Origin of the sequence: Curvibacter gracilis ATCC BAA-807 (assembly GCF_000518645.1) — a bacterium.
Lineage (GTDB): Bacteria > Pseudomonadota > Gammaproteobacteria > Burkholderiales > Burkholderiaceae_C > Curvibacter > Curvibacter gracilis.
This window is the reverse complement of the sequence record NZ_JADZ01000013.1, coordinates 168,508-189,040: the sequence shown is the minus strand read 5'-3', so window position 1 is coordinate 189,040 and position 20,533 is coordinate 168,508. Positions and strand designations below refer to the sequence as shown.

The following is a 20,533-nucleotide window of genomic DNA, read 5'->3' as shown; positions in this document are numbered from 1 at the left end:
TTTCCACGTGTTACAAACAGTGGGGGCCCATGCCCAGACCGTCGTCCCATCAACCGATCAAGACAGAAGCATGAACAAGACAACACGCGCCATCAGCCTCCTGGGCCTCTTGTGGAGTTCCTTGGCCCTGGTGGCTTGCGGGGGAGGTGGCGGCGGGGGGAGCAGCACCACCCCCATGGTGGACAGCTACGGCATCACCCAAGCCAGCAGCTTTGACGGCGGCGTGGTCAGCGCCGCCGGCATCAACGGTGCGGCCGCCGATGGTGCCGTGCTGGCCAATGCGCCGGTCACCATCACCGACAGCGCCGGCCACAGCGTGAGCGCCACCACCAACAGCAACGGCATCTACCATGCCCGCATCGACGGCTTTGTGCCCCCCATGGTCGGGGTGGTGACCAAGCCGGACGGTTCACGCTGGTACGCCCCAGGCACCGCGGCTCCGGTGGCACGCAGCTTCATCGTGCTGAACCTGACCGGTCTGACCGACAAGCTGGCCTCGGACGTGGTGAGCGCTGCCGGCCAGTCGGGCTCGTCGCGCCTCACCCCGGCCCTGCTGGGCGCCAACAGCACCGCCCTGGCCCAGGCCAAGGCCAACCTGAACAGCAACCTCAGCAGCCAGATCACGGCGGCCGGCCTGAGCACCAGCACCTTCGACCCGGTCACCACCTTGCTGACCAACACCAACACCGGCTACGACCTGCTGCTCAACGGCCTGGCCATCAGCAACACCGCCACCACCCCCACGGTGATCGGCACACGCTACAGCCTGGGCGGCAGCATCAGCGGTCTGGGCTCGGCCGCCGGGCTGAGCCTGAAGAATGGCAACGACACCCTGTTCGTGAGCGCCGGCGCCACCAGCTTTGCCTTCAGCCGCCTGATCGCCCCCGGGGCCAGCTACAGCGTGAGCGTGGCCAGCCAACCCAGCGGCCTGACTTGCAGCGTGAACAACGGCAGCGGCACCATGGGCTCGGCCGCCCTGACCAATGTGGCCGTGGTGTGCAGCACCAGCGTGGCCAGCCTGGGCGGCAGCGTGAGCGGCCTGGGCAGCGCCAGCGGCCTGGTGCTGGCCAACGGCAGCCAGACCGTGAGCGTGCCGGCCAATGCCAGCAGCTTCACCTTCCCCAGCAACCTGACCCTGGGCGCCAGCTACTGGGTGACCGTGCAGACCCAGCCCACGGGCGCCACCTGCGCCGTCAACAACGGGGGCGGCACCGTCACCAGCATCGCGCCCATCACCTCGGTGCAGGTGCAGTGCGTGCTCAACACCTACCCGCTGGGAGGCTCGGTGAGTGGTCTGAGCACCAACGGACTGGTGCTGGGCATCACGGCGCAAAGCGTCAACGTGCCGGCCAACGCGGTCAGCTGGAGCTTTCCGGCCGGCGTGGCCGTGGGCGTCAATTACAACGTGGCGGTGCGGGCCCAGCCCGTGGGCGCCACCTGCTCGGTGAGCAATGGCAGCGGCACCATGGGGACCAGCGCCATCAATTCGGTGGCGGTCAGCTGCAGCACCGCCAGCTACAGCCTGGGCGGCAGCATCAGCGGCCTCACAGGCAGCGGCTTGGTCTTGAGTGCCCTGGGCCAGAGCCTCACCGTGGCGGCCAACGCCACCCAGTTCACCTTTGCCACGCCGGTGGCGGCAGGCACCGCCTACAACGTGCAGGTGCAGACCCAGCCCTCCGGCCAGACCTGCAGCGTGAGCAACGGCAGCGGCAGCATCACCGGCAGCGCCGTGAGCAATGTGCAGATCAGCTGCAGCAGCAGCGCCACCACCCTGGGCGGCAGCGTCACCGGCCTCACGGGAACGGGCCTGGTGGTGGCCAGCAACGGCCAGAGCCTGGCCATCCCCCTGCCCAGCACGGGCACCAGCACCACCTTCGTCTTCCCGCAAGCGCTGGCCTACGGCACCCCCTACGACGTGACCGTGCCCACCCAGCCCACCGACCAGTACTGCAGCGTGGGCAATGGCAAGGGCAGCATGGCCGGGCTCAATGTGAGCAATGTGCAACTCAATTGCGGCCCGGGCTCGTTTGCCCTGAGCGGCACGGCGAGCGGCCTGCTGGGCCCGCTGACCCTGGTGGTCAGCAGCACCGGAGACACCGCCGCCCTGACCGTGGCCAAGCCTGGCTTCAGCTTTGCCACGCTGATCCCGGTGGGCACGCGCTACCGGGTCTACTCGGAGTTCCCGGCCCTGCGCGCCTATGCCTGCAACGCAGCGGATGGCACCCTGCCACCGGGCGGCGTGTCGCTGGTGCTGAGCTGCTTCACCCAGTACGCCCACACGCTGACCGTCAGTGGCCTGGTCAACGACGCCTCGTTGGGCCTGAGCATGACCTTCAGCTACCCCACAGGCAGTTCGCCCGACCAGAGCGACACCGTGACCCAGACATTCACGGCCACGAACGGCACCCTCACCTACTACCTGCCGGTGGGGGCCCGCTACAGCTACGGCATCACGGCCCAGCCGGCCACGGGCAATTGCGCACTCAGCCCCTCGGGCAGCGGCAACGGCAGCCAGACCACCAACGGCAGCGCGGTCAAGTTCAGTTGCCAATGAGTCCGCCCGACAGCCGCCCCGACGGCATGCCCCCCGGCGTGCGCCTGCTCGACACGCAAGAGCTGGCGCACGACTGGACGCGCCTGAGCAAGACCCGCTTTGAGCTGCAGACCCGCGATGGCCGTACCCTGCACACCGCCCGCGAGGTCTACCACCTGGGCGACGGGGCCGCGGTGCTGCTGTACAACCGGGCCCAGGGCACGGTGCTGCTGACGCGCCAGTTCCGCCTGCCGGTCTGGCTGAAGGACGGTGGCGACGGTCAGCTGATCGAAACCTGCGCCGGCCTGATCGACCCGGCGGACAGCCCCGAGTCGTGTGCACGCCGCGAACTCGAAGAAGAGATGGGGCTGCGGGTGGCGCACCTGCAACCGGTGTTCCAGGCCTACATGAGCCCCGGCTCGGTGAGCCAGCGACTGCATCTGTTCTGCGCCGAATACACCCCCGGCAGCGCCGCCGCCCAGGGCGGCCTGGCCGAGGAAGGCGAAGACATCGAAGTGCTGGAAATGCCTTTGCAGCAGGCCCTGGCCATGGTCTACGACGGTCGCATCCAGGACGGCAAGACCATCATGCTGCTGCTGCATGCGGCCTTGAGAGGCCTCGAAGGGCTGATCCAACGCAGAACCGATGTGGAAAGCCTGGGTTCACCTCTTGTTAAAAACTGTGACTTACGTATCGTCTCCAACCAACCGGACGCTTTGAGCGTTCCCTCGGACCACCCTGCCTGCCCACCATCGTCTTGCGCCTGATGCTTGAACGGATCTTCAGCCCTGCTTTCAGTCCAGCGCCCTGGCGCAGCATGGCCCTGATGATTCTGCTGGTGCTGGGTTTCACCGGTCTCTACACCTGGGCCACCTGGCAACAGATCAGCAAGAACCTGGTGGCCGAACTGAGCACGGTGACCGAACTGGGTGAGAAATCCGCCGATCACTACTTTCAACTGCTGCATGTCAGTCTGAGCGGGCTGGCTGAGGAATTGCAGCAATCCCCCAACGCCGATGGCCAATACGATCTGGAACGGGTACGCCGTTACAGCCGGCGTCACCCCGAATTGCTGGACGTGACCCTGATCCGCCAGGACGGGCAGATGCTGCTGTCGACCCAGGCCGATGCAGGCACGGTCATGCCTTCGCTGGCGGCGCGCGACACCTTCATGGAGGCACGCGAGGCCATGATCCGGGGCCAGAACTTCGTGTTCGGTCGCCCCACCCTGGGCACGCTGACACAGCGCTGGATGATCCCGCTGCGCATTGCCCTGCGTGACCGGCAGGGCCGGCTGCAGGCCATGGTGAGCGCCTACCTGCCGGCCGAATTGCTGCAGACCTTCTGGCAGAACGCCCCCATCGTGAAGCGGGCCTCCATCGGCATCCTGGGCGATGACGGCTACCTGCGCAGCCGCTACCCCAACCCGGCCAGCGCAAGCATGCAACAGATCTACGGCCAGCAGCGCCGAGGCGCCCTGATCCGTGAACTGCAGGCGCGCCATTTCCCGGCCCAGGGCACGCTGCAGGGCCGCAATGAAATCGGCGGGCAGGAGAACCTCAACGTCTACCGCCGCATGAGCCACTACCCGGCCACGCTGTTCGTGACCCTGCCCATGCAGGAGATGCGGGCCATGTGGTGGAGCAACATGCAGGTGCCCTACTTCCTGATCAGCCTGCTGCTGGCCGGCTTGCTGCTGGTGCAGCGCAGCGCGCAGCGCCGCCGGCACGAGCTGCTGCGCCAGCAGGAGATGGTGCAGCAGGCCAGGGCCCGGCTGGCCGCCATCGTGGAAAGCTCGGACGACGCCATCATCAGCCATGACCTGGAAGAGCGCATCGTGTCCTGGAACCCCGGCGCCAGCCGGCTGCTGGGCTACACCGAGGCCGAAGCGCTGGGGCAGTCGAGCCAGATCATCGTGCCGCAGGAGCGCCAGCACGAGGAAAGCCAGATCCTGGAGCGGGTGCGCCAGGGCGAGCGTGCCGAGCGCATCGAGACGCAACGCCTGCACCGCGACGGCACACGCCTGGATGTCGAACTCACGCTGTCGCCGCTGAGCGACGAGGCCGGTCGCATCACCGGGGTCTCGAACATCATGCGCGACATCTCGGAGCGCAAGTCGGCCGAGCAGGCCATCCATGTGCTGGCCTACTTCGACCCCTTGACAGGCCTGCCCAACCGGCGCCAGTTCATGGACCGCCTGGGCCAGACCCTGGGCCAGGCGCAGAGCGGCTTCCAGGTGGGGGCCCTGCTGTTCATCGACCTGGACCACTTCAAGGACGTGAACGATGCCCGCGGCCACGCCGTGGGCGATGCCGTGCTGTGCCATGCCGCCGCCGTGCTGGTGAGCCTGCTGCGCGAAGGCCACCTGGTGGCGCGCCTGGGCGGGGACGAGTTCGTGGTGCTGGCCCCCATCCTCAGCAACACCCTGACCGCCGGTGCCAGCGAAGCCATGGCGCTGGCCGAACGCATCCGCCAGCGCCTGGCCCAGCCCTTCGAGCTGGAACAGCAACGCTACAGCCTGGGCGCCAGCATCGGCGTGTCGCTGTTCCCCTTCGGCCAGCAGACCCCGGCCGACCTGCTGCGCGAGGCCGACACCGCCATGTACCGCGCCAAGGGCGCCGGGCGCAACCGCATCGCGTTCTTCGAGACCAGCATGCAGGCCGACATCGAGCAGCGCCTGGCCCTGGAGAACGACCTGGAGAAAGCCCTGGCCCAGCAGCAGATGGTGGTCTACCTGCAACCGCAGTTTGACGCCCGGGGCCAGATCGACGGTGCCGAACTGCTGCTGCGCTGGCAACACCCCGAGCGCGGCCTGGTGCCACCGGACCGATTCATTGCCGCCGCCGAAAAATCGGGCCAGATCATCGCGCTGGGCGACTGGGTGCTGCAGCAGGCCTGCGAGCTGCTGGTGCTGCTGCAGGCGCGCGGCCATCACATCCCGATGTCCATCAACGTGAGCCCGCGCCAGTTCCGCCAGACCGACTTCGTGGGCCGGGTGCAGGAGGTGCTGCAACGCACCGGCGCCCCGGCGCACAGCCTGATCTTCGAGGTGACCGAAGGCCTGCTGATCGACGACTTCGAGGAAACCGTGGCCCGCATGCAGGCCCTGGTGCAGCTCGGCATCCGCTTCTCGATCGACGACTTCGGCACCGGCTACTCCAGCCTGGCCTACCTCAAGCGGCTGCCTCTGTACGAGCTGAAGATCGACCGCAGCTTTGTGAAAGACACCCCCGAAGACCCCAACGACACCGCCATCGTGCGCATGATCCTGTCCATGGCCAAGCACCTGGGCCTGCGCGTGGTGGCCGAGGGGGTGGAGACGGCCGAGCAGGCCGACTTCCTGCGCCAGAGCGACTGCGACGCCCTGCAGGGCTACCTGTTCGCCCGCCCCGCGCCAGCGTGGCAGTGGTTGGCGGAGCAGACGCAAGGACGCTGACCGCTTCAGCCTCCATCCGCTGCAGTGATCGGAAACAAGAGCCGCAGGCAGTTCAGGAGCGCAGGCGTTCAGAAAATAGGCACTGCATCGGCGAGGTCGATGAGGTGAGCGCCTGCATCCCCCAGATTTCGCCTTGAGTTGTACGGCACTTTGCCGTAATATCACATCCAAAGGAGGCCATCATGCCCGCAGTCAACACCAGCGCTCGTCTCGAAGCCCGCATCAGCACCGATCTGCATGCGATGCTCAAACATGCCGCCGAGCTTCAAGGCCGCACCATGACCGACTTTGTGGTGTCCGCCGTGCAAGACGCGGCGCAGCGCGCCATCGAGCAAGCGGAGGTGATCCGTCTGACACTGGCGGATCAAGAGTGCTTTGCCCAGGCCTTGCTGTCGCCCCCTCCACAGGCCCCCGCGTTGGAGCGCGCCTTCACCCGCCGCAGCCAGCTCTTACGCACTGAATGAGCCCAGCACCGTTCCAACTGGCGCCGCTGGATGCCACACATGACCGCGCCGGTTTTCACAGCGGATCAGCACCGCTGGACCGCTACCTGCGCGAGCAGGTCACCCAGGACATGCGCCGCCGCATCACCGCATGTTTTGTCGCCTTGGCAGACGGACCGCACATCGCGGGCTACTACACCCTGGCATCCACCGGCCTGCTGCTGAGCGATCTTCCGTCCAGCACCGGCAAAAAGCTGCCACGCTACCCAACCGTGCCTGCCGTTCGCATGGGGCGCCTGGCGGTCGATCAGGCCTTCCAGGGCCAAGGCCTGGGTGGTGCACTGCTGGCCGACGCACTCGCCCGTGCCGCCCGATCGGAGGTCGCCGCTTTCGCCCTGGTGGTGGACGCCAAGAACGAAGCCGCCACCGCTTTTTACCGACATCACGGCTTCATCAGCCTGCCAAACTCGGCGCAGACCCTGTTCCTGCCGCTGGCAACCGTCCTCAATCCAGCTTCACACCCACCTGCTTGATCACGCGGCCCCATTTTTCGCGCTCGGCCTTGGCGTAGCTGGCCATCTGGGCCGGCGTGCCGGGCAGGGGCTCGACGCCCAGGGCCTGCAGGCGGGCCTTGACGGTGGTCGAGCTGAGGGCCGTCTGCAAGGCCTTGCTGAAAGCGGCCACCACCTCGGGCGGGGTGCCGGTGGGCACCACCAGGCCTTGCCAGGCGTAGCCCTCGAAGCCTTTCAGACCCTGCTCGTTGAAGGTGGGCACCTCGGGCATGGTGGCCACGCGCTGCGGGCTGGCCACGCCGATGGCCTTGAGCTTGCCGCCATTCAAAAACGGGTAAGCGGTGGCACTGTCCACCCACATGGCCGGCACCTGACCGCCCACGACATCGGTGATGGCCGGGGCCGCGCCACGGTAGGGCACATGGGTGAGCTTGAGACCGCTTTGCTCGCGGAACAACTCGCCCACCAGGTGGTGCGGGCTGCCGGGGCCGGCCGAGGCCCAGTTGACGCCATCGGTCTGGGTCTTGGCCCAGGCGACAAACTCTTTGTAGTTGCTGACCGGCACCTGGTTGGACACCACCAGGAACATCGGAAAGCGCACCAGCAGGCCCACCGGCTGGAAGTCTTTTTCGGCGTTGTAGCTGAGCTTGCTGAACAGGAAGGGGTTGGCCGCCAGGGTGGCGAAGTCGGCCGAGAACACCAGGTTGCCGTAGTCCTTGGAGCGGGCCGCATATTCGGCGGCGATGTTGGTGCCAGCGCCGGGCTTGTTGTTGATGACGATGGTGCGGCCCAGGCTGCTGCCCATGGATTCTGCGATGGCGCGGGCCACCACATCCGAGCCCCCGCCGGCGGCGTAGCCCACCACCCATTCCAGGGGCTTGTCGTTGGCAGCGGCCAGGGCCGTGCCGCCCAGGGCCAGGCCCAGCCAGGAAGTGGCCAGGGCGGTCAGAAAAGTGTTGCGTTGCATGGTGTTGTCTCCGATGTGGGTGGGGTAGGAAAAGCTTGTTGTTGTGCGTGAGGGCGCCCTGCCCCCTGGCCCGCCACAGAAGGCGGGCCGGGGAACAGAGGCGTTGCTGAAAGCGGGCTGGGTCCAGAAGCGGGCTGGGTCCAGAAGCGGGCTGGGTCCAGCCTGGGCCGGGCCTCAGGCCTCGGCGTGCACCGGGGCCACGGGGGTGATGGCGGCGCGCTCGGGCGCCACCGGCGCCTGGGCCGGTGCGCTGCCACGGGCCAGTTGCAGCGCGTGGCGCAGGGTCTCGGGCTCGCCGATGTGGTTGGCCAGCAGCAGCACCAGGCGGGCGTTCATGGCGTGGCTTTGCTCGGTGCTGAGGCCCTGGTGCGACTGGATGAGCGCGTCGTAGAAGTCGTCGCAGGCGCTGAGGTTGGCTTGGGTGTTGAGCATGTCGGTGTCTCCAGGGTCTCAGGCGGCAGTGGCAGTGGCGCTCGCGGCAGCCGTGGCCGTGGCCGTGGCCAGGGCAGCGCGCACGGCGGCTTCGGTGGGGGCGCGCCAGCGGGCGCACACGTGCTGGTCGGGGCGGATCAGGTAGGCCGTGCCGGGCTGAGCATCCAGGCGCTGGGCCACCAGGCCTTGCGGATCGAGCAGGTCGTGGCCGATGCCGATGGCCTTCACATGCGACAGGCCGGCGGCCCAGGCGGGCACCGGGCCGAAGCACAGCAGGGTGAAGTCCGCGCCCAGCTCGCGCAGCAGCCAGCCGTCCTGCCCATCGGGGCGGCGCACCGGCGCATCGAGCAGCACGGCGCCGGGCACCTGGCGCGGCGCGGCAAAAGCATCCGCATCGGGGGTGTTGAGCACCGAGCCATGCAGGGTGGCCGGCACCGACAGGCGCCCGCTGTTGACCAGGCGGCGGGCGAACTCGTGCTCGCGGGCCAGGTCCAGCGTGGCGTCGCGGAACAGGCGGCTGATCTCGCTCTTGGGCGTGATGAAGTCGGTGGCCCGGGTGGAGTTGAGGATGTTCTCGTCGGCCGCGTACTCACGCTCGGGGCCGTAGGTGGCGAGCAAGGCCTCACTGGCCCGGCCCTTGAGCAGCCAGTCGAGCTTCCAGGCCAGGTTCTCGGTGTCTTGCACGCCGCTGTTGGCACCGCGGGCGCCAAACGGTGAAACGCCGTGGGCGCTGTCGCCGGCAAAGATCACCCGGCCGTGCACGAAACGGTCCATGCGCAGGCAGGCAAAGGTGTAGACGCTGGCCCATTCGAGTTCGAACTGCGCGTCATGCCCCAGCAGGGCACGCACGCGCGGCAGGATGTTCTCGGGCTTCTTTTCTTCTTCGGGGTCGGCGTCCCAGCCGAGCTGGAAGTCGATGCGCCAGACGTTGTCGGGCTGGCGGTGCAGCAGCACGCTCTGGTGCGGGTGGAAGGGCGGGTCGAACCAGAACCAGCGTTCGGTCGGGAAGTCGGCCTGCATCTTGACGTCGGCGATCAGAAAGCGGTCCTGGAAGATGCGGCCCTTGCTCTCCAGGCCCAGCATGGCACGCACCGGCGAGCGCGAGCCGTCGCAGGCGACCAGCCAGTCGGCATCGAGCTGGTAGGCGCCCTCGGGGGTGTCGATGCTGACCAGGGCGCCCTCGGCGCGCGGCGCCACGGCCGTCACCTTGTTGTGCCAGCGGATGTCGATCAGCGGCAGTTGCAGGGCGCGCTCGACCAGGTAGGCCTCGGCGTAGTACTGCTGCAGGTTGATGAAGGCGGGCTGCAGGTGCCCGTCTTCGGGCAGCAGGTTGAACTGGTAGACCTGCTGGTCGTGGAAGAAGACCTTGCCCACATTCCAGGACACGCCCTTGTCGACCATGCGCGGGGCCACGCCCAGGCGGTCCCAGATCTCGAGGGCCCGCTTGGAGAAGCAGATGGCGCGCGAGCCGATGGACAGGCGGTAGTCGTTGTCGAGCACCACCACCGGCTGGCCGCGCTGGGCCAGGTCGATGGCCAGGCTCAGGCCGGCCGGGCCGGCGCCCACCACCACCACCGGGTGGCGGGCCGGCGTGGCGGCGTCCTGGTCGGCGCTGCGCCGGTACGGGAACTCGATGGCCTGCACTTCAGGGCCGGTGCCACGCAGGGCTTCGAAGGGAATGTCTTGGGGTTTCATGCGGGTTGTCTCCTCACACCTGGGATCACACGGGTTGCGGGCTCAGCCTTCCAGCGCCTTCCACATCTGCACATCGCGCTCAGCGGTCCAGATGCGCGGATCGGGGTACTGGGTGGCTTCGTCGTAGGCACGGGTCACGTCAAAGGGCATGCAGTGGTTGAAGATCACCCACTGGCCGTACTTGGGCTGCAGCTTGGCAAAGGTGGCCTCGTAGACCTTGCGCAGGTCCTGGCCTGCGGCGGCGCCGGCCTTGACGCTCTCGTACAGGTCGCTGATGAAGGCACGGGTACCGGCCAGACCGGCCTGCACTTCTTCCGGGGTCTGCAGGGCGGCGCCACGGCCGGGCACCAGCTTCTCGGGCTGGAGGGCGGCGATGTTGTCCAGGGTCTGCGGCCAGTCCTTGAAATAGGCGTCGCCGGCATAGGGGGTGGCGTCGAACTCGACCAGATCGCCCGAGAACAGGATCTTTTCCTGTGGCAGCCAGGCCACGGTGTCGCCCTTGGTGTGGCCGCGGCCCAGTTGCAGGATCTGCACCTCGACACTGCCCAGCCACAGGGTCATCTTCTTGTTGAAGGTCAGGGTGGGCCAGGTCAGGCCTTCGGGCACGCTCTCGACGTTCTGGAACAGGCGCGGGAAGCGGCCGATCTCGCTGTCCTTGTCGAACTGACCGCGCTCGACGATCAGGTCACGGGTGTCTTCGCTGGCAATGATGTGCTCGGCGCCGTAGGCGCTGGCCCCCAGCACGCGCACCGCGTGGTAGTGGCTCAGCAGCACGTACTTGATGGGCTTGTCGGTCACTTCGCGGATGCGGCGGATCACGTCCTGCGCCATCACCGGCGTGGCCTGGGTGTCGATCACCATCACGGCGTCGTCGCCAATGATGATGCCGGTGTTGGGATCTCCCTCGGCGGTGTAGGCGTAGGCGTGTTCGGACAGCTTGTCGAAGCTGACCTTCTTCACTTCAAGGTCGGCGGCAGAGGCAAAAGTCTTGGTCGTCATGGCGGTCTCGTGGGTGGGTTGATGATTCAACATAGGCAAATTTGTTTGCCTAAACGGAATTCGTTGATCCTAAGCAAAAAATTCATTCATGTCTAAGTCATTCGTTTAAGTGAAAACCCTAAACCCACCAACCTGCGGATCAGCAAGCACAATCGGGTCATGAGAAGCACGAACGAAGAAGAACAAAGCCCCGAGGCCGAATCCGGCGCCCGCGGGCCGCGCGGCATCCAGAGCGTGGAAGTGGGCGGGCAGTTGCTCAAGGTGCTGGCCCACACGGGGCGCCGCATGGCCTTGAAAGACCTGGCCCGCGAAGCCGACATGAGCCCGGCCAAGGCCCACCCCTACCTGGTGAGCTTTGGCAAGCTGGGCCTGATCGAGCAGGACGGCGTCAGTGGCCACTACGGCCTGGGGCCGCTGGCCTTGCAGTTGGGCCTGATCAGCCTGCAGCAGGTGGACCCGGTGCAACTGGCCAATGCCGAGTTGCCGGCCCTGGCGCAGCGCCTGGGGCACACGGTGTCGGCCTCGGTGTGGGGCGCGCGTGGGCCCACCATCATCCGGGTTGAAGAGGGGCCGACCGCGGTGTATGTGGCCATGCGCCACGGCACCACCGCCTCGGTGCGGCACACGGCCTCGGGCCAGGTGTTTGCGGCCTACCGGCCCCGCGAAGACGTGGCCATGGCCCTGGCCAGCGACGGCGACGCCGGCGCACTGGACGACCCCGCCTTTGCCGCCGAGCTGGAGCGCGTGCGGCAAACCCGGTTGGGCGTGGTGAACAACCACCTGATCACGGGCATCAGCGCGTTGGCCAGCCCGGTGTTCAATGGCTTTGGTCAGCTGGTGCTGGTGCTGGCCTGCATCGGCCCCAGCGCCACGCTGGACACCGATCTCGACGGGCCGGTGGCCCTGGCCCTCAAGGCCTGCGCCCAGGATCTGAGCCGGCGCCTGGGGGCCACGGGCTGAGGGCCGAGGCCCTTTTTCAGCCGCCCAGCAAGGGGCTGCGCACCTTCGAAAAGCCCCCGGCCTGGTCGTAGGCATGGCCCATCTGCAACACCGCCCAGTCGGCCTGGGCCGCCCCGATGATCTGCAGGCCCACCGGTGAGCGGCCTTGCGGCCCGCCGAGCCCGGCCGGCACGCTGAGGGCGGGCAGGCCGCCCATCGTGGCCGCGATCACCACCTCCATCCAGCGGTGGTAGGTGTCCATGGCACGCCCACCCACCTGCGCCGGCCAGTGCTGGGCCAGCTCAAACGGGAACACCTGGGCCGAGGGCAGCACCAGGTAATCAAAACGCTCGAACAACGCCCGCAGCGCCTGGTACCAGGCACTGCGCACCGCACTGGCGCGGAACAGCTGCGGCCCGGTCAAGGCCAGGCCACGCTCGATCTCCCACACCGCCTCGGGTTTGAGCTGGGCGCGCCGCTGCGGATCGTCGTACAGCGGGGCGTAGTTGCCCGACACGGTGAAACTGCGCAAATCCAGCCAGGCCTGCCAGACGCGCTCGAAGTCGGCCTGCGGCAAGGCCGGCTCGACCGTGCAGCCCACGCTCTCGAAATGGCGCAGCGCCTGCTCGCACAGCGGCAGCACCCCGGGCTCGGTGGCCAGGTGCCCGCCCAGGTCGCCCAGCCAGCCGATGCGCGTGCCCTTGAAGTCACGCCCCAGGGGCCCGGCATAGACCGAAGCATCTTGCTGGCGCGTCAGCGGCTGGCGGGCATCGAAACCGGCCTGCACCGACAGCAACAGCCCCAGGTCAGGCACATTGCGCGCCATCGGGCCGCTGACGCCGAACTGCTGGAAGAACACCTCGTCGGCCGGCCCCTGCGGCACGCAGCCAAACGACGGCCGGAAACCAAACACATGGTTGAAAGCCGCCGGGGTGCGCAGCGAGCCCATCATGTCGGAGCCATCGGCCACCGGCAGCAGGTGCAAGGCCACCGCCACAGCGGCCCCGCCGCTGCTGCCACCGGCCGAACGGGTCGGGTCAAACGCCCCGCCGGTGGCGCCGTACACGCTGTTGTAGGTGTGGCCGCCCAGGCCGAACTCGGGCGAATTGGTGCGCCCGATGAAGATGGCGCCCGCCTCGCGCATGCGGGCGAACACCTGGGCATCGGTGCGGGTGCGCTGGCCCTTGAACAGGGGCGAGCCCCGGGTGGTGATCAGGCCCGCCGCCGGGGCGATGTCCTTGGGGGCCTGTGGAAAGCCATGCAGCACGCCCAGGCGCTGCCCCCGGCCCAGTTGCTCGTCACGCTCGCGCGCCTGGGTCAGCAGGCCCTCGGGCTCCAGCGCGGCCACGATGGCATTGACCTGGGGGTTGAGGCGCTCGATGTGGCCCAGCGTGGCCTGCATCAGCTCTACACACGACAGTTCACGCCGGTGAATGGCCTGCGACAGCGCCACGGCATCCAGGGCCAGAGGGGCCGGCAACACCGGCTGGGGGTGGGTGGGGGGGTGGGGGGTGATTTCGGAGGGCATGGGCTGGGAGCTTAAGCAGGCAAGCCCTACGGCGCAATGCAGGGGAACGCCATCAAAAAAGCCCGGGCCTGCCAGTCTTTCGACAGGGCAGGCCCGGGCTGGAGGCGATGCGCTGGCGCGAACTCGCGCCCTGGATCAGGCGGTTTCGGCCAGGGCGTCACCCAGGGCGTTGATCAGGCGGTCGATCTCGGCCTTTTCGGTGATGAAGGGGGGCGCCAGCTGGATGGTGTCGCCACCGTAGCGCACGTAGAAGCCCTTCTTCCAGCAGGCCATGGCCACCTCGTAAGGGCGGCGGGCCGGCTCGCCGGGCAGGGCCTGCAGCGTGATGCCGGCAGCCAGGCCGTAGTTGCGGATGTCGGCCACGTGCTTGCTGCCTTTGAGGCTGTGCACCGCAGTTTCGAAGTACGGGGCCAGGGTGCGCACGCGGCCCAGCATGTCTTCCTTTTGCAGCACATCGAGGGCGGCCAGGCCGGCCGCGCAGGCCACCGGGTGGGCCGAGTAGGTGTAGCCGTGCGGGAACTCCAGCATGTAGTCGGGGCCGCCCACGGCCATGAAGGTGTCGTAGATCTCCTTGGTGGCCAGCACGGCACCCAGGGGCTGGGCACCGTTGGTGATCTGCTTGGCGCAGTTCAGGATGTCGGGGGTGACGCCAAAGGCCTCGGCCCCGGTGAAGGCGCCGGTGCGGCCAAAACCGGTGATCACTTCATCAAAGATCAACAGGATGTTGTGGGCCGTGCAGATGTCACGCAGACGCTTCAGGTAACCCACGGGCGGGATCACCACGCCGGCCGAACCCGAGAAGGGCTCGACGATGACGGCCGCGATGTTCGAGGCATCGTGCAGGGCGATCATGTCGAGCAGGCGGTCGGCCAGCTCGGCACCGGTGGGCGGCATGCCCTTGTAGAAGGAGCCGGCGGCCGGCTGGGTGTGCGGCAGGTGGTCGGCTTCAACGCCCTGGCCGAAGATCTTTCGGTTGGCGCCGATGCCGCCCACCGAGATGCCACCGTAGTTCACGCCGTGGTAGCCCTTTTCGCGGCCGATCAGGCGGGTCTTGCTGCCCTGCCCCTTGGCACGCCAGTAGGCACGGGCCAGCTTGAGCGAGGTGTCGGCCGACTCGGAGCCCGAACCGGTGAAGAACACATAGTCGAGGCCGGCCGGGGTCAGCTCCTTGAGGCGGTTGGCCAGGGCGAACGAGCCCGGGTGACCAAACTGGAAGGCCGGTGCGTAGTCGAGCTTGGCGATCTGGCGGCTCACGGCTTCGGTGATCTCGGGGCGGCCATGGCCCAGGCCGCTGCACCACAGGCCCGACAGGCCGTCGAAGATCTTGCGGCCATCGGCGTCGGTGAAGTAGGCGCCCTTGGCCTCGACGATGATGCGCGGGTCTTTCTTGAAGCTGCGGTTGGCCGTGTAGGGCATCCAGTGGGCTTCGAGCCAGGCGGCATCGGTGCGACCGGCAAAAGAGGTGTCCGGTGCCGGGGTGGCAGAGGGTTCGGCGGCGAGCTGGGTCATGGCGGTCGGGCCACGCGGCGAACGTGGCAGTGTGGGTGAAACAAGTTGCCCATTCTTCATGCCGCCGTTATTCTTGAAAATGGATCAATATCAATACTTACTTCGCAATCCATGCAAGTAAAAAACACCCCGCCTCCACCCTCCCCCGCGGCCGAGCGCCCCACCAAGAACCGCGCCATCCTGGGCCAGCTCAGCGACATGGACTTGCGCCTGCTGCAGGTGTTCAAGACGGTGGTCGAATGCGGCGGCATGTCGGCCGCCGAACTCGAGCTGAACATCGGCACCTCCACCGTCAGCCGCCACGTGAAAGACCTGGAAACCCGCCTGGGCCTGGTGCTGTGCCGGCGCGGCCGGGCCGGCTTTGCCCTGACGCAGGAAGGCCAGCGGGTGTACGACGAAACCCTGCGCCTGCTGGCCGCCGTGGACGGCTTTCGCAGCAGCGTGGACGACATCCACCACCGCATGGGCGGGCAGCTGGAGCTGGCCCTGTTCGACAAGACCGCCAGCAACCCGGCCTCGCGCATCCACGAGGCCATCGCGCTGTTCACCGAACAGGCCCCCGACGTGAACCTGGTGCTGCGCGTGGCCTCGATCAACACCATCGAGCGCGGCATCATGGACGGCAGCCTGCAGGTGGGCGTGATCCCGGCGCACCGCAGCTCGCCCAGCCTGATGTATGCCGACCTGTTCAACGAGAAGATGCTGCTGTACTGCGGCGCCCGCCACCCCCTGTTCGGGGCCGAGCACAGCGGCCTGGACTGGGACAGCCTGCGCCGCTGGCACTTTGCCGGCCTGGGCTACCACTCGCCCAACATGGAGCTGAGCCACCAGGCCCGCCTGTCGCGCCGCGCCACCGGCTTTGACCAGGAGGCCATTGCCACGCTGATACTGTCGGGCCGCTTTCTGGGCTTTCTGCCCGACCACTATGCCGAGCCTTTTGAACGCCAGGGCCTGATGCAGGCCGTGCAGCCCGACGCCCTGCACTATGAATGCCAGTTCGTCAGCCTGCTGCGCCGCTCGCCCCAGCCTGGGCGGGCCGCGCAGCTGTTTCATGACTGCCTGGTGCAGGCGCATGCCAAAGCCGCAGTGGCCCCGACTTGATCAAGGGCCCGCGTACAGCGGTAAGCCGTCAACACCTCAGCAGTCGCTTGAGCAGATGGGCTCTGAAATCCTGCCTTGTCCCGATGAACAGGTGAACGATGACCAGACTGTCATCGAACTCGTAGACCAGCCGGGTTTGTCGAACCAGGATGGTCCGGACATGGGACATGCCCAGATCCGCCAGCAACTCAATGGGGGTTCCGATTTGCGGTGCTTGCTGAATACGCCTGAAAGCATCCCGATACTCAGCATGAACGGTATGCCAGACAGCTTCGCCGAAGTTCTGCTTGACGTATCGCTGGATGTCTTTGAAGTCTTCTTTGGCGCTGTCCAGAACGATCATGCGACGCGTCATGCCGCGTCGCCCATCTCGTCGAGGAAGTCCTCCGCCTCGCTGAAATTCCCCGCCTTGAACTCGGTCCTGCCCAAGGCCAGCAGCTTGAGCAGGGCGATGGTCTCCTGCTGCTTTTCATATTCGGCGATGTCCATCACCACCATCCTGGCTTCCCCGTTCTGGGTGATGATGATGGGCTCGGGGTTGACGGAAAACCCTTTGACAATGTCGGCCGCATTCGACTTCAAGTAGGTGATGGGCCTGATCTGGGTGGCAAGGGACATGACAGCTCCTGGGAATCCTGACCGGCCAGAATACGATCCAAATTCTGGCCCGTCAATCCGATGCCCGCCTGAACGACCCAGGGCTGGGCGTCACACGCGCCCACCACCCAGGCGCACAGCTCGGCCTGGCTATGGGATGGCCGCTTGCGCAGAGAGAAGAGCACCTGACAGAGGCCTAAGCACGGCTTGATCCCCATCAAACTCGAAGACTGTCAAATTTTTTGAGACAGACCGTCAACTTTTCCTCCGATTGTCAAACACAGTTTATTGACCAACAATCTGCCGGCCCCAAGGCTCGCAGACGTCTGCCAGCCTCAGCGGGGCACCTTCCCCCTTCGAGAGACAAGCATGACGACAAGCCCCCAGTCCCTGAACCGCCGGCAGTTGCTGGCCCTGGCCACCGCTGCCGGCGTGGGCAGCCCCCTGCCAGCGCTGGCCCAGAGCAAGTACCCAGGCGGCAAGCCGGTGACCGTGGTCGTGCCTTTTGCCGCGGGCGGCACCACCGACATCCTGGGCCGGCTGATGGCCCGCCACCTGGGCACCCGCCTGGGGGGCACCGTGATCGTGGACAACAAGGCCGGCGCCGGCGGCGGCATCGGTGCCGCCGTGGTGGCCAAGGCCCCCGCTGACGGCTACACCTTGCTGATGGGCACCATCGGCACCCACTCGATCAACCAGTTCCTGTACAAAAAGCTGGCCTACGACCCGGCACGCGACTTCGCGCCCCTGGGCCTCGTCGCCAAGGTGCCCAACGTGCTGGTGGTGCACCCCAGCCAGCCCTACAAGACCGTGAAAGAGCTGATCGCCTACGCCAAGGCCCACCCAGGCAAGGTGACCTATGCCTCGGCCGGCAATGGCACCTCCATCCACCTGGCCGGGGCCCTGTTCGAGCAGATGGCCCAGGTCGACATGGTGCACGTGCCCTACAAGGGCAGCGCGCCGGCCATTGCCGACCTGCTGGCCGGCCAGACCTCCTGCAGCTTCGACAACCTGCCCTCGGCCATGCCGCACATCAAGTCAGGCGCCTTGCGGGCCATTGCCGTCACCGGGTCGGCCCGCTTTCCCAGCCTGCCGCAGCTGCCCACCATCGCCGAAAGCGGCCTGCCCGGCTACGACGCCACCTCGTGGTTCGGCCTGTGGGCGCCCGCGGCCACCCCGCCCGAACTGGTGGCCCGCCTCAACGCCGAGATCAACCAGATCCTGAACCAGGCCGAAGTGCGCCAGCAGATGCTGGAGCAAGGCGCCGAAGCCGCCCCCGGCACGCCCCAGCAGTTCAGCAGCTTCATCCAGGCCGAAGCCGCCAAGTGGTCCAAAGTGGTTCAGACCGCCAACGTGCAGCTGGACTGAACGACGCGGTGCGCCAAGGGCTGGGCGCACCGGGTCTCGAAGGCCCCCCGCCCTGGCGGTCCTCTCGCCAGCCCCACCCACCTTTCCTCGCCCATCCCCAAGCCCCGCCACAGTACTGGACAAGTCGGTGTCAGGCGCGGAGTGAATCGCCTCGGCTTGAAGCAAGGCGTCGCTTTGCGCCGATCCCCAACGCTGAGTGGGGCTTGGGCTGCAGCGGCCTGTTGAAACGCTTGCCCGGGGCCTGCTGGTTTGGGGTTGGGGCCCGTGCCGGCCGGATTGCGTCAAATCGTCTCAGTCTTGCAATTGAGTAAACCGTGCATACCCAGCAAGCAGCGCAACTGCGAACATCCGAATACTCACATCCGGAATATCTTTTCCCCACCAATCCTCTGGACTATTCCAATTCTCAGAAAAACAAATGCGCGAGCCCCTTTGATTTGCATCGATTGAAATCACCAACCCCTAATTAATGTGAAAACTGGCTTCATCAAACGATGAGCAGATTCAATTTGAATCGGTTTTCAACAAAAATCAATCAGCCACACTGGAACTTCTGCTCAACTCGGTTTCAAAACAACCCATAAACCCGACCCTGCCAAAAACTGCAAACGAGGGCGATGTGGACCTTGAGTTTTTGACAACCCCATTGCGCTCATGAACAGCAGGGCAGGCCTGAAAGAATTGACTGATGGGCTTCGCATCAAGAAAGCACATCTGGACCCTGAACCCATGGGCCGATGACAAGACCAAGCCCAAAGTCTCCAAGCGCTTAATCAAAAACAAAGGCAAGAACAAGGCCGGAGCCTATCTGGACCCCAGCAATAATGCAGATGCCTATTCGATCATAGAATGACGCCATGAATTTCATGAAGCATCCTGGCTTGATTTTGCTGTTGCTGGCAAGTCCGGCATGGTCGGCACAAAATCAGGTCTGCCCTGATCGGATTCAGCTTGAATCAGCGCAAATCAAACCCTCCAAGCCATCGCCCAGGTGGGTGGCGAGTGTTTCTCCGGGCCCGGTCTGGTTGAGCGGCTTCAACCTGTTTGATGGCCCGCCTGAAATGGGGGCCCAACTGCAACCCGAGGATGCCGACACCCATGCGAATCTCAGTGTCTGGCGATTTTCATCCCCCACACCCGACCTCTGGCTCAGCTGCGATTACGCGTCGGGCTTGTTCCGCCTGGCCATGCCCGTGAAGCAGGCCGTCACCGAATGCCGTGCCGTGAGCAAGAGCGCTGGCCTGCCCAAGGTGTTGCAGGTCAGCTTCACATGCCAATGAGCTGCTGACGCTGGGCACCCAGGGGCTCAACAAAGCGCATTTGAAATGCGACGTTGAACAGCGCGCAGGCCTGCCTGGATGCCGCCGGCTTCACCCACCGCGCCGGGCGTAGTAGCCCAGCAGGGCCTGGGTGCTGTTGATGCCGGCCTTTTGCGCCCACTCGCGGCCGAAGCGTTCGCCCAACTGGTCCAGGGTGCGGCGCAGTTCGGCGGTGGGGGGCAGCACCTGCACACGCTGTTCGGCCAATTGCTTCTTGGCCGCCTCGTCGGCGCTGCGGGCCATCTGCCAGCCCTGGGTCTCGGCCTGTTTGGCGGCCTCCAGCAGGCTCTGACGCACGGCCGGGCTGAAGCCATTCCAGACCTTTTCACTGACGCACACCATGTTCTTCGGGATCCAGGCGCGCAGGTCCACAAAGAACTTCATGTACTTCCAGGCCTGGCTGTCCACCCCAGTGGTGCTGGACGTGACCATGGCGTCCACCTGCCCGGTCTCGATGGCCTTGGAGAGGTCTTGCGCAGCAATGGTGGTGGCGGTGGCGCCCGACAGCTCGGCCAGACGCTTGGTGGCGTCGTTGTAGACGCGAAAGCGCAGGCCCTTCAGATCGCTCAACTGGTTGACCGCAATGCGGCTGTAAAGCCCTTGGCCCGGCCACGGCACGGCATACAGCACGCGGACACCGTGGCTGAGCAGTTCGTCGCCCACGGCCTTGCGCGAGGCCTCCCACATGTGGGCGGCATCATCGAAGCCACGCACGATGAAGGGCAAGGAGTCGAGGGTCAGCAGCGGGTACTTGGCGCCATAAGAGGACATCAGCACCTCGCCAAAGGCCAGCTCGCCGGTCTCCAGCGCGGGCAGCACCTCGGCCATGGGTTTGAGTTGCGAGTTCACCCCCAGCTCGACGGGCGCGCCCGCCAGTTCAGCGACACGGCGAGCGAACTGACGCAGGTTCTGGGTGTGGAACACGGCGTCGCCGTAGGCGCCTGAAAAACGCAGGGCGGATGCCTGGGGCTGGGCCAGGACAGAGCCACTGCCGAACAGCGCAGCCCCCCACAGCGAAGCCAGCGCCTGACGGCGCGCAATGCAATCGGACACGGGAAAACCCTCGGTTGAAACGCTGTGGGCATGATACGACCCGTCCGCGGAAATGCACCGCTCGTCGGCCATAAAGCGTGGAAAAGCGTGGCCTATGGCCAC

General features: G+C 66.4%; 18 protein-coding genes and 1 pseudogene. 10 read left to right on the top strand and 9 right to left on the bottom strand.

Features of this window, described 5'->3' with window-relative positions; genetic code table 11:
• Window positions 1-70: 70 nt before the first annotated feature.
• From L880_RS34380 to L880_RS0111775, 5 genes and pseudogenes are all read left to right on the top strand, one after another.
• Entirely contained in the window at window positions 71-2,554 is a 2,484-nt protein-coding gene (locus L880_RS34380) for a beta strand repeat-containing protein (RefSeq protein ID WP_027475851.1), read from the top strand.
• Window positions 2,555-2,580: 26 nt separating this feature from the next.
• Window positions 2,581-3,153: pseudogene (locus L880_RS32280) on the top strand (NUDIX domain-containing protein); the annotation flags it as partial.
• Between the two features lie 197 nt (window positions 3,154-3,350).
• Window positions 3,351-5,969, top strand: a complete 2,619-nt coding sequence (locus L880_RS34375) for a bifunctional diguanylate cyclase/phosphodiesterase (protein WP_051443260.1) — start codon at window positions 3,351-3,353, stop codon at window positions 5,967-5,969.
• Between the two features lie 182 nt (window positions 5,970-6,151).
• Window positions 6,152-6,433, top strand: a complete 282-nt coding sequence (locus tag L880_RS0111780) for a type II toxin-antitoxin system TacA family antitoxin (protein ID WP_027475849.1) — start codon at window positions 6,152-6,154, stop codon at window positions 6,431-6,433.
• Window positions 6,430-6,945: a GNAT family N-acetyltransferase gene (locus L880_RS0111775; RefSeq protein ID WP_027475848.1), complete on the top strand. Its 516-nt coding sequence runs from the start codon at window positions 6,430-6,432 to the stop codon at window positions 6,943-6,945. The genes L880_RS0111780 and L880_RS0111775 overlap by 4 nt, the downstream gene beginning before the upstream one ends.
• Here L880_RS0111775 and L880_RS0111770 read toward each other — a convergent pair.
• From L880_RS0111770 to L880_RS0111755, 4 genes are all read right to left on the bottom strand, one after another.
• Window positions 6,917-7,891 carry a Bug family tripartite tricarboxylate transporter substrate binding protein gene (locus L880_RS0111770; RefSeq protein ID WP_027475847.1) on the bottom strand — a complete coding sequence of 325 codons (975 nt, stop codon included), beginning with the start codon at window positions 7,889-7,891 and terminating at the stop codon, window positions 6,917-6,919. The two genes, L880_RS0111775 and L880_RS0111770, sit on opposite strands and share 29 nt — an antisense overlap.
• A 174-nt stretch (window positions 7,892-8,065) precedes the next feature.
• Window positions 8,066-8,323 carry a DUF2783 domain-containing protein gene (locus L880_RS0111765; protein ID WP_027475846.1) on the bottom strand — a complete coding sequence of 86 codons (258 nt, stop codon included), beginning with the start codon at window positions 8,321-8,323 and terminating at the stop codon, window positions 8,066-8,068.
• A gap of 18 nt (window positions 8,324-8,341) precedes the next feature.
• Window positions 8,342-10,018 (bottom strand): FAD-dependent oxidoreductase, encoded by a 1,677-nt coding sequence (locus L880_RS0111760; RefSeq protein WP_027475845.1) that lies wholly within the window; start codon window positions 10,016-10,018, stop codon window positions 8,342-8,344.
• A 42-nt stretch (window positions 10,019-10,060) separates the two neighbouring features.
• The gene (locus L880_RS0111755; RefSeq protein WP_027475844.1) at window positions 10,061-11,017 is read right to left on the bottom strand and encodes an MBL fold metallo-hydrolase; all 957 of its coding nucleotides are present in this window, start codon (window positions 11,015-11,017) and stop codon (window positions 10,061-10,063) included.
• Between the two features lie 159 nt (window positions 11,018-11,176).
• Here L880_RS0111755 and L880_RS0111750 point away from each other — a divergent pair, with 159 nt between their 5' ends.
• On the top strand, window positions 11,177-11,977 hold the full coding sequence (locus tag L880_RS0111750) for an IclR family transcriptional regulator (RefSeq protein WP_027475843.1): 801 nt from the start codon (window positions 11,177-11,179) through the stop codon (window positions 11,975-11,977).
• 16 nt (window positions 11,978-11,993) lie between these two features.
• Here the strand turns inward: L880_RS0111750 and L880_RS0111745 are convergent, their stop codons facing one another.
• Both L880_RS0111745 and aptA read right to left on the bottom strand, forming a co-directional pair.
• The gene (locus L880_RS0111745; protein ID WP_245615103.1) at window positions 11,994-13,484 is read right to left on the bottom strand and encodes an amidase; all 1,491 of its coding nucleotides are present in this window, start codon (window positions 13,482-13,484) and stop codon (window positions 11,994-11,996) included.
• A 135-nt stretch (window positions 13,485-13,619) separates the two neighbouring features.
• Window positions 13,620-14,993: an omega-aminotransferase AptA gene (gene aptA, locus L880_RS0111740; protein ID WP_027475841.1), complete on the bottom strand. Its 1,374-nt coding sequence runs from the start codon at window positions 14,991-14,993 to the stop codon at window positions 13,620-13,622.
• 111 nt (window positions 14,994-15,104) lie between these two features.
• Between aptA and L880_RS0111735 the strand changes: the two genes are divergently transcribed.
• A complete protein-coding gene (locus L880_RS0111735) occupies window positions 15,105-16,094 on the top strand; it encodes a LysR family transcriptional regulator (protein WP_027475840.1) in 990 nt (329 codons plus the stop codon).
• Between the two features lie 28 nt (window positions 16,095-16,122).
• Here the strand turns inward: L880_RS0111735 and L880_RS0111730 are convergent, their stop codons facing one another.
• Together L880_RS0111730 and L880_RS0111725 are read right to left on the bottom strand one after the other, a co-directional pair.
• Window positions 16,123-16,437 (bottom strand): type II toxin-antitoxin system RelE/ParE family toxin, encoded by a 315-nt coding sequence (locus tag L880_RS0111730; RefSeq protein ID WP_211245310.1) that lies wholly within the window; start codon window positions 16,435-16,437, stop codon window positions 16,123-16,125.
• An 8-nt stretch (window positions 16,438-16,445) separates the two neighbouring features.
• A complete protein-coding gene (locus L880_RS0111725; protein ID WP_027475838.1) occupies window positions 16,446-16,712 on the bottom strand; it encodes a type II toxin-antitoxin system Phd/YefM family antitoxin in 267 nt (88 codons plus the stop codon).
• Window positions 16,713-17,060: 348 nt separating this feature from the next.
• On the opposite strand from L880_RS0111725, the gene L880_RS0111720 reads away from it, so the two are divergent.
• The 3 genes from L880_RS0111720 (at window position 17,061) to L880_RS0111710 (ending at window position 19,339) form a co-directional block, all read left to right on the top strand.
• Complete coding sequence (locus L880_RS0111720) at window positions 17,061-18,059, top strand: Bug family tripartite tricarboxylate transporter substrate binding protein (RefSeq protein WP_027475837.1); 999 nt, start codon at window positions 17,061-17,063, stop codon at window positions 18,057-18,059.
• 688 nt (window positions 18,060-18,747) lie between these two features.
• On the top strand, window positions 18,748-18,912 hold the full coding sequence (locus tag L880_RS35605) for a BPSL0067 family protein (protein ID WP_157462817.1): 165 nt from the start codon (window positions 18,748-18,750) through the stop codon (window positions 18,910-18,912).
• Between the two features lie 4 nt (window positions 18,913-18,916).
• On the top strand, window positions 18,917-19,339 hold the full coding sequence (locus tag L880_RS0111710) for an STY0301 family protein (RefSeq protein WP_342669169.1): 423 nt from the start codon (window positions 18,917-18,919) through the stop codon (window positions 19,337-19,339).
• 90 nt (window positions 19,340-19,429) lie between these two features.
• On the opposite strand, the gene L880_RS0111705 is transcribed toward L880_RS0111710, so the two are convergent.
• Window positions 19,430-20,431 (bottom strand): TRAP transporter substrate-binding protein, encoded by a 1,002-nt coding sequence (locus L880_RS0111705; RefSeq protein WP_027475835.1) that lies wholly within the window; start codon window positions 20,429-20,431, stop codon window positions 19,430-19,432.
• Window positions 20,432-20,533 lie beyond the last annotated feature (102 nt).